The sequence below is a fragment of the Actinoallomurus acanthiterrae genome, from assembly GCF_054775715.1.
The window spans coordinates 3708409-3724559 of the sequence record NZ_BAAHCO010000001.1; the positions used below are offsets into that span (position 1 = coordinate 3708409).

General features: G+C 69.8%; 15 protein-coding genes. 10 read left to right on the forward strand and 5 right to left on the reverse strand.

Going from position 1 to position 16151, the window contains the following annotated elements; translation table 11 throughout:
- Positions 1 to 8: 8 nt before the first annotated feature.
- The gene (locus ACYVF7_RS18030) at positions 9 to 995 is read right to left on the reverse strand and encodes an ABC transporter substrate-binding protein (RefSeq protein WP_460341451.1); all 987 of its coding nucleotides are present in this window, start codon (positions 993 to 995) and stop codon (positions 9 to 11) included.
- A gap of 711 nt (positions 996 to 1706) precedes the next feature.
- Here ACYVF7_RS18030 and ACYVF7_RS18035 point away from each other — a divergent pair.
- The 9 genes from ACYVF7_RS18035 to ACYVF7_RS18075 all read left to right on the forward strand — a co-directional run bounded on the left by ACYVF7_RS18035 (position 1707) and on the right by ACYVF7_RS18075 (position 11118).
- Positions 1707 to 4697 (forward strand): sensor histidine kinase, encoded by a 2991-nt coding sequence (locus ACYVF7_RS18035; RefSeq protein ID WP_460341454.1) that lies wholly within the window; start codon positions 1707 to 1709, stop codon positions 4695 to 4697.
- Entirely contained in the window at positions 4681 to 5052 is a 372-nt protein-coding gene (locus ACYVF7_RS18040) for a roadblock/LC7 domain-containing protein (RefSeq protein WP_360895227.1), read from the forward strand. The genes ACYVF7_RS18035 and ACYVF7_RS18040 overlap by 17 nt, the downstream gene beginning before the upstream one ends.
- Before the next feature lie 2 nt (positions 5053 to 5054).
- On the forward strand, positions 5055 to 5504 hold the full coding sequence (locus ACYVF7_RS18045) for a DUF742 domain-containing protein (RefSeq protein ID WP_460341458.1): 450 nt from the start codon (positions 5055 to 5057) through the stop codon (positions 5502 to 5504).
- Positions 5505 to 5529: 25 nt separating this feature from the next.
- Positions 5530 to 6090 carry a GTP-binding protein gene (locus ACYVF7_RS18050; RefSeq protein WP_460341460.1) on the forward strand — a complete coding sequence of 187 codons (561 nt, stop codon included), beginning with the start codon at positions 5530 to 5532 and terminating at the stop codon, positions 6088 to 6090.
- Between the two features lie 45 nt (positions 6091 to 6135).
- Positions 6136 to 6903, forward strand: a complete 768-nt coding sequence (locus tag ACYVF7_RS18055) for an SGNH/GDSL hydrolase family protein (RefSeq protein WP_460341462.1) — start codon at positions 6136 to 6138, stop codon at positions 6901 to 6903.
- 265 nt (positions 6904 to 7168) lie between these two features.
- A complete protein-coding gene (locus tag ACYVF7_RS18060; RefSeq protein ID WP_460341464.1) occupies positions 7169 to 8170 on the forward strand; it encodes a LacI family DNA-binding transcriptional regulator in 1002 nt (333 codons plus the stop codon).
- 19 nt (positions 8171 to 8189) lie between these two features.
- A complete protein-coding gene (locus tag ACYVF7_RS18065) occupies positions 8190 to 8945 on the forward strand; it encodes an ATP-binding cassette domain-containing protein (protein WP_460341467.1) in 756 nt (251 codons plus the stop codon).
- Between the two features lie 170 nt (positions 8946 to 9115).
- The gene (locus ACYVF7_RS18070; RefSeq protein ID WP_460341470.1) at positions 9116 to 10135 is read left to right on the forward strand and encodes an ABC transporter permease; all 1020 of its coding nucleotides are present in this window, start codon (positions 9116 to 9118) and stop codon (positions 10133 to 10135) included.
- A gap of 14 nt (positions 10136 to 10149) precedes the next feature.
- Positions 10150 to 11118, forward strand: a complete 969-nt coding sequence (locus ACYVF7_RS18075; RefSeq protein WP_460341473.1) for an ABC transporter substrate-binding protein — start codon at positions 10150 to 10152, stop codon at positions 11116 to 11118.
- A 100-nt stretch (positions 11119 to 11218) separates the two neighbouring features.
- Here the strand turns inward: ACYVF7_RS18075 and ACYVF7_RS18080 are convergent, their stop codons facing one another.
- From ACYVF7_RS18080 to ACYVF7_RS18090, 3 genes are all read right to left on the reverse strand, one after another.
- Positions 11219 to 12187 (reverse strand): ArsR/SmtB family transcription factor, encoded by a 969-nt coding sequence (locus tag ACYVF7_RS18080; RefSeq protein ID WP_460341476.1) that lies wholly within the window; start codon positions 12185 to 12187, stop codon positions 11219 to 11221.
- Positions 12188 to 12535: 348 nt separating this feature from the next.
- On the reverse strand, positions 12536 to 13072 hold the full coding sequence (locus tag ACYVF7_RS18085) for a hypothetical protein (protein WP_460341479.1): 537 nt from the start codon (positions 13070 to 13072) through the stop codon (positions 12536 to 12538).
- Complete coding sequence (locus ACYVF7_RS18090) at positions 13069 to 13203, reverse strand: hypothetical protein (protein WP_460341482.1); 135 nt, start codon at positions 13201 to 13203, stop codon at positions 13069 to 13071. The genes ACYVF7_RS18085 and ACYVF7_RS18090 overlap by 4 nt, the downstream gene beginning before the upstream one ends.
- A 194-nt stretch (positions 13204 to 13397) precedes the next feature.
- Here ACYVF7_RS18090 and ACYVF7_RS18095 point away from each other — a divergent pair, with 194 nt between their 5' ends.
- Positions 13398 to 14495 (forward strand): NAD(P)/FAD-dependent oxidoreductase, encoded by a 1098-nt coding sequence (locus ACYVF7_RS18095; RefSeq protein WP_460341485.1) that lies wholly within the window; start codon positions 13398 to 13400, stop codon positions 14493 to 14495.
- 55 nt (positions 14496 to 14550) lie between these two features.
- Here the strand turns inward: ACYVF7_RS18095 and ACYVF7_RS18100 are convergent, their stop codons facing one another.
- On the reverse strand, positions 14551 to 16146 hold the full coding sequence (locus ACYVF7_RS18100) for a rhamnogalacturonidase (RefSeq protein WP_460341487.1): 1596 nt from the start codon (positions 16144 to 16146) through the stop codon (positions 14551 to 14553).
- Positions 16147 to 16151: the final 5 nt, after the last annotated feature.

Genomic DNA, 16151 nt, shown 5'->3' on the forward strand with positions numbered 1-16151 from the left:
TTCTTTGATCACTTGCCTGAGGGGCTGAAGATGAGGCTCTTGGCGTCGATCTTGCTCTTGAGCAGGCCGTTCGTCTGCATGAGGTCGAGCAGCCGCTGGATGCGCGCCGGGTTGATGTCCGACGCGTAGCCGGGCAGGCTCAGGACGGACGCCGTCTGCGCGTCGACGTGCGCGTACCCCGGGAGCACCGACTCGACCTGCTTGCGGTCGCTCGACGCGAGCTGGTTCCCCTTCTCGAGCGCCCGCTGGAACGCCGCCGCGGTCTTCGGGTACTTCGTCACCCAGTCCTCGGTCGAGAAGTAGCCGCTGACCGGCAGGTCGGTGACCGGGGCGCCACCGGCGTCGAGGACCATCCGCGCGCCGAGCTTGCGCTGCATGTCCGTGCCGAAGGGCTCCGCGGTGAGCGCGACGTCGATCTGGTGCTTCTGCAACGCGGCGCCCATCTGCGGGAACAGGACCTGGACGTAGTGGACCTTCGAGGGGTCGACGTTGTTCGCCTTGAGGACCTCGTTGAAGGTCAGGCTCTGGATGTTGTTGGGAATGTGGACGGCGATCTTCTTGCCCTCAAGGTCCTTCGGCTGCTTGATGGGCGAGTCCTTCGCCACCATCGCCGCCATGAAGCGGGGGGCGGAATCGGCGGCGTCGCTGACGATGCGGATGTTCATCGCATGGGTGGCATACATCTCAATGAACGAGACGTAGTTACCGCCGGCGATGACGTCGACCTGACCGTTCTTCAGAGCCGGCACAGCGTCGGTGCTCTTCGCTACCGGCACCAGCTTTACGTTGAGCCCTTCGGCTTGGAAGAGCTTCTGCTTCACGGCGACATGCAGACCCGCGGAGTCGACCACGGGCAGGGCTGCGACTGTGACGGTCTTCTTCTCAAGGCCACTTCCTGAGGAGGAGGACTTTGAGCCGCCCCCGCAGCCCACGGCAAGGGCGGCGGTGAGAAGAAGACTCGTGAGGAGGGCGGGGCGAGACCCAAACCGTCTCATGGCGCTCCTTTGTAGGAGAAGAGGGGGAAGAGGGAGCGGGGGGGAGCGCGCGGTCAAGCGTCAGTCAACTCGACAAACCGCTTTTTGGCGCGAACAGGGGGGAGGTTACAGCACGAGTCCCTTGATGCGCAGGGGACAGAACCGCTCTTGTTTACGTTGCGTCAAGATTGATTCATCCCGATTTGTCCCATTTGTACCGATCTCACGGTGTTGCGACCCTCGAAGTACCGACTCTGCCCGTCTGGGACCCCGTGCGTGCCGATCCGGGGCGATCGTGACCGGCGTCGGCGGCTCCTGTGGTCGCCAGGCCAGGGCCGGTGTCCAGGCATCCGTGGCGGCCCGTCGCCGGCCCCTTGCGAACGGTGAAATCGCTGTGTTCCATTGCTGAGTGCGATGACTCCTGTCAACTGGCCGTCTAATATCACGCAGCATGAATGGCGAATTACGTTCCGTTAGTGTGGGTCGAACGAGTTTCGGTTACTGTGAGCGGCGGCGAGGTTACTCCGACATCAAACCCCGTTGCAGTATTTGGATCTCTTTGCGAGTGGTCCCCGCTGTGTGCTGCAATGTCGGACGCTGGACGGAAGACGCGATGGACCCCCTTGTCAGCGCCTCCTTTTCTAACCAGCACGGATCCTTACCGTGAGAGGGTGTAAACGCCAAGTGCGGATGCAACCAAACGACGAACCTGGTGATCGCACTCCACTGCCGATGGCGGTGGAGGATGGCGGCATCTCGCCTTCCGGGTCTGCGGGGCCCGGCAGCAGGTTCCGGCTGCGTAACTGGCGCGTGCGACAGCGGTTGATCGCCCTGATCCTGATCCCGACGATCGTCGCGCTCGCCTTCGGTGGACTGCGGATCGCCACCTCCGTCAGCCAGGAGCAGTCGTACAGCAGGGTCGAGCGGCTGGCGGAGCTCGGCAGCCAGATCACCGCTCTCGTTCACGCCCTCAGCAGCGAACGAGACCTGACGGCCGCCTACATCGCGGCCAACCGCGATCCCGGATTGCTCTCGCAGGTGGAGCAGGCGTATCCCAAGGCCGACGCTGCCGCTGTGCAAGTGCGGAAGCTCGCCGACGGCATCAACGCGTCGTACGGCACGCAGGTCGTCGCGAACACCACCCGCATGCGGAACCGGCTCGACACCATCAGCAACCTGCGCCAGAACGCCGCCAAGACCAAGATGCCGGCGTCGTCCGTGATCCTCGTCTACTCCGAGTCGATCCAGGACCTGCTGGCCTTCAACGACGTCATCTCCCAGGGCGTCGCGGACGAGAAGCTGTCCAACTCCGTCCGTGCCCTCGTGGCCCTCTCGCGTGCCAAGGAGCAGGCCTCCGAACAGCGCGCGGTCCTGTACTCGGCCGCGCTGGGCGGCTCCATCGGCGTCAACGACATGACGTCCCTCTCCGCGGCGGTGGCCCGGGAGGACAGCGAGATCGCCTCCTTCCGCGAGGCCGCGACGTTCGAGCAGGCCCAGCTGTACGACGACACCGTCATCGGCCCGCAGGTCGACAACTCGGCCGTGCTCCGGCAGCGGGCGATCTCCCTGGGGCTCGGCGGCAAGGCCGCCAAGCACCTGGACCTCGATCCCCAGACGACCGATGACGCCGGAGAGTGGCTCAAGGCGTCGACCGCGAAGATCGACCTGATGCGTCAGGTCGAGAAGAAGCTCGCCGATCAGGTCATCACGGGCAGCAAGGACCGCCAGGACACCGCCGTGCAGTCGGCGATCATCAACGCCGCCGCGATCGTCATCGTCCTCATCCTGGTCCTGATCGTCACCCTGGTGATGGCGCAGTCCCTCGTCAGCCCGCTCCGCCGGCTCCGCGCCGGCGCGCTGGACGTCGCGAGCCACCGCCTGCCCGAGCTGGTGCGCCGGCTGCGCGACCCGGAGGCCGGCAACGAACCGATCACGGTCGAGCCGATCGCCGTCCAGAGCACCGACGAGATCGGTGAGGTCGCCCGCTCCTTCGACGAGGTCAGCCGCGAGGCCGTACGCCTGGCGTCCAACGAGGCGCTGCTGCGAGGCAACGTCAACGCGATGTTCGTCAACCTCTCCCGCCGCAGCCAGTCGCTGATCGAGCGCCAGCTGCGGCTGATCGAGGACCTGGAGCAGAGCGAGCAGGACTCCGCCCGGCTGGAGGCCCTGTTCAAGCTGGACCACCTCGCGACCCGTATGCGGCGCAACGGTGAGAACCTCCTCGTCCTCGGTGGCCAGGAGCAGACGCGCCGCTGGAACAAGCAGGTCGCGCTGGTCGACATCGTCCGGGCCTCGCTGTCCGAGGTCGAGCAGTACGAACGGGTCACCCTGCGGATCCAGGACGACGTCTCGGTCATCGGCCGGGTCGTCAACGACCTCGTGCACCTGGTGGCCGAGCTGGTGGAGAACTCCACGACGTTCTCCCCGGAGCACACGAAGGTCGCGGTGTCCGGCCACCTGCTCAGCGGCGGCGGCGCGATGCTCCAGATCTCCGACAACGGCGTCGGCATGTCGCCGGAGGAGCTGGAGGAGGCCAACTGGAAGCTGGCCAATCCGCCGACCATCGACGTCTCGATCTCCCGGCGGATGGGCCTGTTCGTGGTCGGCCGGCTGGCACAGCGCCACGGCATCCGGGTGGAGTTGCGCGCTGCCCTCTCAGGCGGTCTCACCGCGTTCGTGATCCTCCCCGCGAACGCCATCCACAACCAGGACGGGGGCCAGCCGAGCCCCCGGCGCCTCGACTCGCCGATGGAGGCGGCCGTCCGGCGGCCGCTCGCGGCCGAAGCGCCCGCCGCACGCGGGCAGCTGTCCCGGGGCCCGGAGCCGGTCGCCGCGGCACCGGTGCCGGACACCCCGTGGGAGCCCGCGCGGAACTTCGCCGAGCAGGAACCCGACACCGCGCCCTTCGAAAGGCAGTCGCCGCGCGCCCCCAGGGAGGCGCCGAGGAACCCGGCCGAGCCGCCCCGGAACCCGTCGGAACCGGTCTGGAGCTCCCGGGAGTCCGCACGGCCGCAGGCGGAGCCGGCGCACGACCAGGCCGAACCGCCGCAGGGATCGCCGCTGCCCAAGCGCAAGCCGGCGAGCACCTCGCCGCCCGGACGGGGCACCGCGCCGTCGGCGCCGGGCCGCTCGGGTCCCCCGGCGGGCGCTCCGCCCGCGGCGCGTCCGGCGCGGCCGCAGAACCCGCCGTTGCCCCCGGCGCGGCAGCCGGCTCGGCCATCGGTGACGGGATCGACACCCGACGCGAGTCGTTTGGGCGACGAGAACGGAGGACGTTCCCCTATCTTCGAGGCAATGCAGTCGGAATGGTTCCAACGCCGCAAGACAGGATCAATGGCCAAGTCTGAGTCGCCTCCTCCTCCGCAGGAATGGTCCTCGCCGGCAGACGAGGGATTCCGTGCGGCGGAGACGGTGCGCGCCCCCGCGGTGGGTGGGAAGACCGCGGCCGGTCTGCCGAAGCGGGTCCCCGGAAACAACCGGATCCCCGGATCGGTAACCTCGGCGAGGCCGGCGCCACCACAGCCTCAGCAATCGGTCCAACAACCGGTCCAGCCGCCCGGCCGGCCTTCCAGCCGCCGGAAGCCGAAACGGTACGGAACCGATTCTCCAGCTTCCAGCAGGGCGTACGCAGGGGTCGCGCCGCGATCCGGCCCGAAGATGATGAACGGGAGAACCAGTGAACAGCCGCCAGGATCTCAGTTGGCTGGTGACCACATTCGTTGAGCGCGTCCCGCGTGTCGCGCACGCGGTCGTGGTGTCATCCGACGGCCTGCCGATGGCGTACTCCGAAGGATTCCCGGCCGACCGCGTCGACCAGCTCGCCGCGATCGCCTCCGGGTTGACCAGCCTCACGGCGGGTGCGGCGCGGATCTTCGAGGGCGGGGCGGTCACCCAGACCCTCGTGGAGATGGAGCGCGGTCTCCTCTTCGTGATGGCTATCAGTGACGGCTCGGTGCTCGGCGTCCTCGCCGCGCCCGACTGCGACATGGGATTGGTGGCCTACGAAATGGCACTGCTCGTCGAGCGCGTCGGTCGGGTGCTGACCCCGGCGTTGCGCGCGGAACCAGGGATCGGTTAAGGGTGGACGGCGGCCGGTACGGGAACCGGGACTTCGGCGCATATAACGGGCCGGGGTCCGGACCGCACCACAACCCGCCGCCGAGGCCGCCTTCGCCGCCCTCGGAGACGGGAGAATCGAGCTCGCTGGTACGGCCGTACGCCGTCACCGGCGGGCGTACCAAGCCACGGTACGACCTGCCCATCGAGGCGTTGATCTCGGCGGCGCCGTACCCCCGCCGGGATATCACCACTCTCACTCCTGAATTCAAAGCCATCATCGATCTATGCCGGAACTGGCGTTCGGTGGCGGAGGTGTCAGCGCTGCTGAGGTTGCCGCTCGGCGTCGCGCGTGTGCTCATCGCTGACATGGCACACGAAGGTCTGGTGCGGGTGCACCAGTCCCCCTTCACCGAGGGACAGCCCGACCTCCAGCTGCTGGAAAGGGTTCTCGTTGGACTTCGCAAGCTCTAGTCCGGGCGGCGCCGTCTCGCCCGGCATGACCTCCGTAAAGATCATTGTCGGAGGCGGCTTCGGCGTCGGGAAGACGACCTTCGTCGGCTCGGTGTCGGAGATCATGCCGCTGACGACCGAGGCCGTGATGACGTCGGCCAGCTCTGGGGTCGACGACCTTTCCGCGACGCCGGACAAGACGACCACCACGGTGGCCATGGACTTCGGCCGGGTGAGCCTCGACCAGGAGCTCATCCTGTACCTGTTCGGCACGCCCGGTCAGCACCGGTTCTGGTTCATGTGGGACGACCTGGTGAAGGGTGCGATCGGCGCGGTCGTGCTCGTCGACACCCGCCGGCTGGCCGACGCCTTCCCGGCGGTCGACTACTTCGAGGAGTCCGGCATGCCGTTCGTCGTCGGCGTCAACGGCTTCGACGGCGTCTACAACCACGGCATCGAGGACGTACGGGAGGCGCTGACGATCGGGCCGCACGTCCCGATCGTCACCTGCGACGCCCGGAACCGCGAGTCGACCAAGGTGACGCTCATCACGCTCGTCGAGCACGCCTTGACCATGCGGGCGAGGGGCGTACCCATCAACCACTGAACCCGGTTCGCCCCCTGATGCCTGCATGTTGCATCATTGTCGGACGTGACTGAAGCTTCGACGTACACCTCCTATGTCGCCATCGGCGACAGCTTCACGGAGGGCCTGGAGGACCCGGCCCCGGCCGCGGGCTACCGCGGCTGGGCCGATCGGCTCGCCGAGCACCTCGCCGCCGAAGGTCCCGGACTCCGCTACGCCAATCTCGCCGTCCGCGGCCGGCTGCTGCGGCAGATCGTCGACGAGCAGGTGCCCTCGGCGGTGGAGCTGCGGCCCGACCTGATCACGTTCGCCGGCGGAGGCAACGACCTGCTCCGGCCCGGCGCCGACCCGGACGCGCTCGCGGCGACGTTCGACGCCGCCGTCCGGCGGTTGCGCGGGACGGGCGCCGAGGTGCTGATCTTCACCGGCTTCGACCCCCGGGGCGTGCCCGTCCTACGCCGCATCCGCGGCAAGGCCGCCATGTTCAACCTGCACCTGCGCGCCATCGCCGATCGCCACGACTGCCGCCTCGTCGACCTGTGGTCGATGCGGCAGCTGCTCGACCCGCGTGCCTGGGCGCAGGACCGCCTCCACCTGTCCCCGGAAGGGCACCGCCGGGTCGCCCTCGCCGCCTGCGAGGCACTGGACGTGCCGGTGACGGGCGACTGGCGCGACCCCTGGCCGCCGGCGCCGCCGGTCGACTGGCTCACCTCCCGCCGGAACGACCTGCAGTGGGCCCGCGCGTACCTCCTGCCGTGGATCCAGCGGCGCCTGCAGGGCCGCTCGTCGGGTGACGAGGTCGCCGCCAAACGGCCGGACCTGCTCCCGCTCTGAGCCGGACCGTATGGCCGGGGTCCCCAGGGCCGCTCCGGGCCCGGCCGTACGGTCGGGGTTCCTGGAGTCGTTCTGCGCGGCCGTACGGGCGGGGCCCCCGGAGTCGTTCTGGGGCGGCTCCCGAACGGACGCGGTTCCGGGCGCCCGCTCCGAGCCGTTGTACGGATCGCCGCGATCGTGGTGATCTTTTAAGCTCTGGCGGTCTTGACGCATGCGTCCGATGATGAGATGACAACGTTGTCGTCTTATTGGACCGAGGGGAAGCATGCGGCCGACCATGAGGGACGTCGCCCGGCGGGCCGGGGTGAGTCTCAAGACGGTGTCCCGCGTCGTCAACGGCGAGGTGGGCGTCCGGCCGGACACCGCGGAGAAGGTGAACGACGCCATCGCCGCGCTGGGGTTCCGCCGTAACGACATCGCGCGGGCCCTGCGCGGCGGGAAACGGACCCGCAGTCTCGGGCTGGTCATCAAGGACGTCGCCAACCCCTTCTACTCGCAGATCGCGCGGGGCGTCGAGGAGGTCGCCCGCGCCCACGACCTGTTCGTGATCTCCGGGTGTTCCGACGAGGACCCCGCCCGCGAGCGGCACCTCATCCGCTCGCTTTGCGAGCGCCGCGTCGACGGGCTGCTCGTGGTGCCGTCCGCCGCCGACCACCGCTACCTGATCCCGGAGCTGAAGATGGGCACCGCGGCGGTGTTCATGGACCGTCCGCCCGAGGAGGCCCTCCAGGCCGACGTCGTCCTCATCGACAACGCCGGGGGAGCGCGGGCCGGCGTCGAACACCTGATCGCGCACGGGCACCGCCGCATCGCCTGCCTCGCCGACCTGCCCGGCATCTTCACCGCCCGCGAACGCCGCCGCGGCTACGACGAGGCCCTCCAGGCGCACGGCATCCCGGTCGACGAGTCACTGGTCCGCCTCGGCCCGCACGACGTGGCCGGGGCGGAGGCCGCGACCGCCGAGCTGCTGGCCCTCGGAGACCCGCCGACCGCCGTGTTCACCGGCAACAACCGGCTGACCATCGGGGCGCTGCGCGCCATCCAGGCCGCCGGTTCCCGGACGGCCCTCGTCGGGTTCGACGACTTCGAGCTGGCCGACATGCTGGCCACGCCCGTGACCGTGGTGGCGCACTACCCGGCCGAGATGGGCCGCCGTGCCGCCGAACTGCTGTGCCGGCGCATGGACGGGGAGGACCTGCCGCCCCAGCGCGTGCTGCTGCCGACCCGCCTGATCGTCCGTGGCTCGGGGGAGTCGCCGCCGCTCTGACCCTAGGGAAGGTGCACCGTTGACCGAACCACTGCTGGAGGCACGAGGCGTCACCAGGCGCTTCGGCCACGTCCAGGCCCTGCGCGGGGCCGCCTTCACCGCGAATCCGGGTGAGGTCGTCGCCCTGATCGGCGACAACGGTGCCGGAAAGAGCACCCTGGTCAAGACGCTGTCCGGCGCGCTGCGACCGGACGCCGGGCAGATCATCCTCGACGGCCGGCCCGTGGAGTTCGCGAGCCCGGTCGACGCGCAGCGGCGCGGCATCGAGACGGTCTACCAGGACCTCGCGCTCGCCCACGACCTCGACGCCGCCGCCAACCTGTTCCTCGGGCGGGAGCTGACCCGCTTCCCGTTGCTGAACCTCCTCGACCGGGGCGCGATGCGCCGGCGGGCGACGGAGGCGTTCGACGAGCTCGGCATCCGGCTGCCGGACATGTCCGCCCCCGTACGGCAGCTCTCCGGCGGGCAGCGCCAGTGCGTCGCGGTGGCACGGGCCGTGGCCTGGGCGTCGAAGGTGGTCTTCATGGACGAGCCGACGGCGGCCCTCGGCGTCGTCCAGCGCAAACAGGTGCTCGACCTGATCCGCCGCGTCCGCGACCGGGGCGTCACCGTGGTGCTGATCAGCCACAACATGCCGGAGGTGCTCGCGGTGGCCGACCGCGTGGAGGTGCTGCGGCTCGGCCGCCGTGTCGCCCGCCTCACCGCCGCCGACACCTCCGTCGAGGAGCTTGTCTCCGCGATGACCGGTGGCTTGGACCAGGGGGAGGCGGCGTGACCGCGAGCGACCCCGACGCAGCGAGCGGAGTGGGCGGTGAGGGACGATCCGCCCGCGGAGCGAGTGAGGAGGGTGAGCGAGCAGTCAGCCCGCGCGACCCCGACGCAGCGAGCGGAGTGGGCGGTGAGGGACGATCCGCCCGCGGAGCGAGTGAGGAGGGTGAGCGAGCAATGAGCACGGCGACGGAGACGTACGACGAGGCCGGGGAGAGCCGCAGGCGGGGCCCGGCGATCCTGCGCAGCAACACGCTGTGGACGCTCGCCGTCCTGGTCGCGCTGTTCGTGTTCTTCGCCGTGCTCAAGCCGGCGGAGTTCGCCACGACCTTCAACATCCGCAACGTTCTCACCGAGTCGGCGATCCTGCTGGTGCTGGCGGTCGGGATGACGTACGTCATCGTGACGGCGGGGATCGACCTGTCCGTCGGCTCGGTCCTGGTGTTCTCGGGGGTCGTGGCGGCCAAGACGATGGTCGCGCTGGGCGGCACGACGGCGGGCTGGGGCGGGATCCTCCTCGGTGCGCTGGCGGGGATCGGGTGCGGCCTCGGCTGGGGGATCGTCAACGGCCTTCTCGTGACCAAGGCCAAGATCCCCTCCCTGATCGCGACGCTCGGCACGCTCGGCGTCTCCCTGGGGCTCGCCCAGGTCATCACCAACGGGAGCGACGTCAACCGGATCCCGGCCAAGCTCTCCAACGTGATCGGGTTCGGCCTCGTCGCCGGCGTGCCGTGGCTGGTCATCATCGCGGGCCTGATCGCGGTCCTGTTCGGCCTGCTGCTCGCCTTCTCCCGGTTCGGGCGGCACACGTACGCGATCGGCTCCAACGCCGAGGCGGCACGGCGCGTCGGCATCAAGGTCGACCGGCACCTGATCAAGGTGTACGCGCTGTCGGGACTCCTGTCCGGAGTGGCGGGGGTGCTGTCCCTGGCGCACTACAGCACGACGACGATCGCCAGCCACACCTCCGACAACCTCGGCGCGATCGCCGCGGTCGTCATCGGCGGGGCGAGCCTGTTCGGCGGCGTCGGCGGGATCGGCGGGACGGTGATCGGCGTCCTGATCCCCGGTGTCCTGCGCAACGGTCTCATCATCCTCGGGGCACAGCGGTTCTGGCTCGACGTGGCGGTCGGAGCCGTACTGGTCGTCGCCGTCTTCTTCGACCAGTTGCGCCGTCGGGCGCGAGAACGCGAATGAGAAGGAGGTACTCGGTGAACAGGTACGTCGTCGTCGCATCGGTGCTCGCGCTGGCCGTGACCGGAGCCTGCGGCTCGGACTCCTCGTCCGGCGGCACGTCGGGCGGAGCCAAGAAGATCACCCTGATCCAGGGCATCGCGAACGAACCGTTCTACATCTCCATGTACTGCGGGGCGAAGGAGGAGGCGGCCAAGGAGGGCGTCCAGCTCAGCGTTCAGGCCCCCGCACAGTGGGACGTCGCCCAGCAGACCCAGGTCGTCACCTCGGTCGCGGCCTCCCGGCCCAAGGCGGTGCTGATCGCGCCGGTCGACAAGGACGCCATGGCCGGGCCGGTCCGGCAGCTCGCCGGCAACGGCAGCAAGGTGATCTTCGTGGACACCGACCTGTCCGACCAGTCCCTTGGCCTGTCCCGGATCTCCTCGGACAACAAGCTCGGCGGGCAGCTGGCCGCCCAGACGCTGGCCAAGCAGATCGGCGACAAGGGCAAGGTGGTCGTGCTTGCTCCTAAGCAGGGCATCGCGACCACCGACGACCGGGTCGCCGGGTTCAAGGAGGAGATCGCCAAGCACCCGAACATCAAGCTCGTCTCGGAGCAGTACCCCGGCGACGAGGCGGGCAAGGCCACCGAGATCATGAACGGCGAGCTGTCCAAGAACCCCGACCTGGCGGGCATCTTCGCGGCGAACCTCGTGACGGGCGAGGGCGCGGGCGCCGCGCTCAAGCAGGCCAAGAAGACCGGTGCCGTGAAGCTGGTCGAGTTCGACGCCAGCCCGAAGCAGGTCGAGGACCTGAAAGCCGGCACGATCCAGGCGCTGATCAGCCAGGAGCCGCTGGACATCGGCCGCCAGGGGATCGACCAGGCCGTCGCCGCCCTGGGCGGCAAGCCGGTCACCAAGCAGATCAAGACCCAGCTCGTGGCGGTCACCAAGGACAACGTCGACCAGCCCGACATCGCCAAGTACCTCTACAAGCAGAGCTGCTGAAACCCGCCGTACCGCTGCGGTCCGTCCGGCGCACCCCGGACGGACCGGGCGGCGCGGCCCGAGGGCCTGTCTCGAAGTCCCCGTAATTTGAGACAGGCCCTCAGCTCGCGGAGTCGAGCAGGGCGACGGCGGCCGGTGTGGGGCTGTGCATCGCGTACGAGCCCATCCGCTGCGTCGTGATGAGCCCGGCCTCGCGGAGCACGGTGGCGTGCTGGCTCGCCGAGGCGTTCGACACGCCGACGCGTGCCGCCAGCTGAGTGGTGGTGCACGCCTCGACGGCGAGCGTCGACAGGATGACGGCCCGGGTACGGCCGATCAGGGCGGCCAGGGAGCCGGTCGCCGCGCGCTCCGACTCGAGCGCGGACCGGGCGAGCTCCCTGGCGATCGGGAACACCAGGATCGGCTGCGGCCCCGGGTCCTTCAGCATGATCGGGTCTTTCCAGCAGAAGTAGGACGGCACGAGGAGCAGTCCGCGCCGTTCCAGGTACACGTCGCGATCGACCGGATACGGCAGTTCGAGGACCGGCTGTCGCCAGCGGGCCTGCGGATGCAGTCCGGTCAGCAACCGGGTGACGCCCGTGTGCCGCAGCGTCCGGCCGCGAGCGGCGAGGTCCGCGTGCACCTGCCGGTCGATCCGCTGGGCGAACGGCGCCACGGCGACCCGGTGGTACTCGCGGATCGCCTCGGTGAGCCGCCGCATGGCCCGCCGTGATCCATCGGCCAACGCCTGAACCGGGCTCGAGAGGCGACGCGCGGATGCCAACCTGGCGATGTCGGCCCGGATCCGCGGCACCGGAGTTGACAGAATCCGCTCCATTCCGTCATCCAGCCCGTTGCCGCCTGGAGTCAGGAAGTCGGGGGAGTAGCCCCGCGGCGGTGCCAGCTCCAAGAGCCAGTGCGCGGACGCCGGGAACCGCGCGCGGACCTGCTGCCGCCACTGGTCGAACACGACGGATCCGTCCTGGTCGGCGAGCTTGTGCAGGCTCAGAAGCACGTCCCACGTCGGGTCGGACCCGGTGGCGAGCCGGGTCCGGCCGATATCGTCGAGAGTGAAGTGAATCCGCAGCATAAGACCCCCGTGTGGCCGCTGTGTCGTCGGGCGATAACTTGACGCCCGCACTTCCGCACCCGGTGCCGACGTGTCCGGATCCGGCCACCGTTTCAGAAAACTTCGAAGCGTTCGACCCGGCCATCCGGCCGCCGCGCCATTCCGAACACCCGCCGGGCTCTCCGATCGCCCGCTTCCGAGGCTATGTCGTCGAAGTGCCCGCGAGAACGGCGCGCAGAAAGGTCGCGAACGTTCCGGGGTCTTCGGCGAAGCCGATATTCGCCGCTCACCGGCGAACTTCTTTCGGCGGAGCCGGGAGCCGCAGGGAAGCCCCTCTGGCCGGGCCGCGAGGAGACGCCTTCCGGGCGGTCAGCCGTACCGTCGGCGGCGGACGGCGTACGCCACCGTGACGGCCGCCAGCAACGGACCCCAGGCGACGAGCGGCAGGTAGCACCCGGCCAGGATCACGGCCTTGGCGCCGTGCGGCATCTCCTGATCGCCGCTCGAGGAGAACCCGAAGACCAACCGCGTCCAGATCAGCATCAGCGCGATCGACCCGAGCGACGCCGGGATGATCGCCGCCAGCGGGTGGACCCGCCTGCCCCGCAGGAACGGCACCCACCGCGGCCAGACCTCGCCCCACGGCCGGACGAGGCCCATGCTGAGGAACGCCACGGTCTCGGACACGGCGGTCAACGCGATGACGTACGGCAGCATGTACCAAGGGCCGTGCCGCGGGTCCATGGAGCCGGTGAACCCCGCCGGAAGGCCGAGCCCGAACAGGATCCGCCAGATCCCCGACGGGAGCGCGCACCACATGGTCGCCTGCGCGGCCCAGTCGGCCCACCGCGGCACCCTGCCTCTGATCCGCGGCCCGGCGGCGGCCGGCACCTCGACGGCGGTCATCGCACGCTCCCGGCGGTCCGGTCCGTGGCGGCGTGCCCGGGCTCGCCCGATCCGGTGGCCAGCATCGCTCCGGCGATCAGAGCCGTGAGCGCGGCGACCAGCGCCAGCTTGATCTTCAACTTTCGGGACATCGCGTACTCCTGCGTCACGGGGTCGGGCCATGCGCTCCACGATCCCGCCCGCCACCTCCCCGGCACCTCCCCCGTACGAGCCACCGGCCTCCCCCGGGAGGAGTGACGCGAGCTCGGGCGGCACGGCGGCTCTTGACCGTCCCGCGTACGCGTGTTCTGTTGTCATTGCTCCCCGAAACCGGAGACGGATCAGCATGGTCGAACACGTCGTGGTCATCGGTGCGGGCCTCTACGGCGCGGCGGTCACCGCCTCGCTGACGCGCAGAGGCGCCCGCGTGACCATCGTCGACGCGGGTGCGCCGGCGGGCGGTACGTCCGGTGCGACGTTCTCGTGGACCAACGCCTGCGGCAAGGAGCCGCGGCTCTACCACGATCTCTGTGTCGCGGGCATGGCGGCCCACCGGAGATCGGCGGCCGAGACGCCGCACGGCGACTGGTACCACGAGGGCGGCAACCTGGAATGGGCCGCCGACGACGCCGGGCGCGCGCGACTGCGGGCGAAGGTCGACGGCGTCCTCGGCTACGGATACGAGGCGCGTTGGCTCAGCCGGGCGGAGACGCTACGCCTCGAACCGGACATCGACCCCGCCCGGCTCCCGGCGGATGGGATCGCCTACTTCCCCCGTGAGGGCTGGATCGAGCCGACCCGCCTGATCGGCCACCTGCTGTCCGGCGCGGTCTCCCACGGCGCCGAGCTGGTGCCCGACGACGCCGTCACCCGATTGGAAGTCACCGCCGGCGTGGTGCACGCCGTCCGGCTCGCCTCCGGGCGACGGCTCTTCGCGGACGCGGTCGTGAACTGCGCGGGGCCGCAGGCCGCCCGGATCGCCGAGCTCGCCGGCCTGGTCCTGCCGATGCGCAACACCAGCGGCGTGCTCGTGTACACCTCGCCGGTCGCGGTCTCGGTGTCCCGGGTCGTCCACGCCCCGCGCGTCCACCTGCGCCCGGACGGCGCCGGACGGCTGCTGCTGCACACCCCCGAGGTCGACGGCGCGGTACGGGCCTCCAGCAGCGTCGAGCTGTCGGCGGTCGACCAGGTGCTGGAGGCGGCGCGTGCGCTCTACCCGGGGATCCGGGCCGCGACCGTGGAGAGCGTCCGAGTCGGCGAACGCCCCATCCCCGCCGACGGCCTGCCCGTACTGGGGCGCGCGGCCGAGCTGCCCAACTTCCACTTCGCGGTCTCGCACAGCGCAGCGACCCTGAGCGTCCACGCCGGCGACCTGGTCGCGGCCGAGGCGCTCGGCGAGGACCGGAGCGACGCCTTGGCCGCGTTCCGGTTCGAGCGGCTGTGACCACCGGAAAGGCCGGGCGGGTCGACGGTGGCCCGCCCGGCCGTACGGCGTGAAGTCACAGCTCCTTGTGGTCGACGTGGTCGAGGTGGACGTCGGCCACCGGACGGTTGGTCGTCACGGTGAAGTCGTCGACGGAGTCGAGCACGAAGGTCGGCGTGTCCGGCGCCTTGTCGATCTTGTCGTGGTGGAAGTCGGCGCGCTTGACATCACGCAGCACGATCGCCGGCCGGGTGTCCTGCTGCTGATATCTGACGTCGACGTTCTCGATGCTCACCTGATCGGCGTGCCGGATGAAGAAGCCGAACGCCGGCAGCGTGCCGAACATGGAGGGCTCGGGGTAGGCGTTCTCCAGCTCGGGCGGGTTCTGGACCGCGTCCCCGGGGGTGAGGCCGCCGACCATGATGTGCCGGACGTCGCTGATCCGTACGTCCTCGATGGGGTGTCCGGGAATGCCGGCGATCGTGGACGGATAGCGGGGGTCGGCGCCCGTGACGGTGACATCGCTGATGCTGACCCGCCGTAGCGTGCCGACCTGGAGATCGGACGGCCCGCGCATGCGGGCGCCCAGCCGGAGGAAGAACGGCATCTGCACGTCGCGCATCGTGATGTTGCTGACCGTGATGTCCTCGAGGTGCCCGCCGTCGACGGTCTCCAGCGCCAGCCCGCGGCAGTTGTCGAACACCACGTTGGAGATGGCGATGTTCTTGAAACCGCCGTTCGCCTCCGTGCCGCACTTGATGCGGCCGGTACGCCCGAACTTTCCTCTCTTGTACGTCCCGTCGTACAGCGTGCCGAGGTCGAACCCGCTGACGAGGCAGTTGTCGATGGTCACGTTCTCGGTGTCCCGGACCTGGTTGAGCGCGTAGGAGCTCTTGAGCACGATCGCGTCGTCGTTGGGCGAGTTGACCATGGTGTTGGAGATCCGGACGTTCTTGCAGCAGTCGATGTCGATGCCGTCGCGGTTGGTGTCGATGACCAGGCCGTCGATCCGGAAGTTGTCCACGCCGGTCGGCAGGATGCAGAAGTGGCCGCCGTTCAGCATGGTGACGTCCTGGATGAGGACGTTCCGGCACAGCTTCAGGGCGATCGCCTTGTTGCCCTGCAGCGGCTGGGACTCCTTGCTGCCTCCGCTCACCAGCCCCTTCCCGTCGATCACGCCGGGGCCGAAGATCGTGACGTTCGTCAGGCCTTCGCCCCAGATCAGGCTGTTGTGCCAGTGGCTGTGGCCGTAGTCCTGGTAGGAGTTGCCGGCGCCGGGCTCGGCCGGGTCGTACCCCTGGGTGGCCGTCGGGGCCGCGGCGAGCAGCGTCGCACCCTGCGCGATGTACAGCGCGACGTTGCTCTTCAGCCGGATCGAGTAGCTGGCATAGGTGCCGGCGGGCAGGTAGACGGTGCCTCCCGGTCCGCCGTCCCGGCGATCGGCCTTGGCCGCCGCGTCGATCGCCCGGTTGATCGCGGGGCTGTCGATCGTGACACCGTCGCCCTTGGCGCCGAATCGCCGGACGTCGAAGACCCGGCTCGGCCCGAAGGGGTCAGGTGGCACGGCGGGACTCGCGGCGGCGGTTCCCTCGGCCATCAGGGGGAGCGCGGCACCGGCCAGGCCCGCCGCGCCCGCGGTGACGATGCCGCGCCGGCTGAATGATCTACCCATGTCAT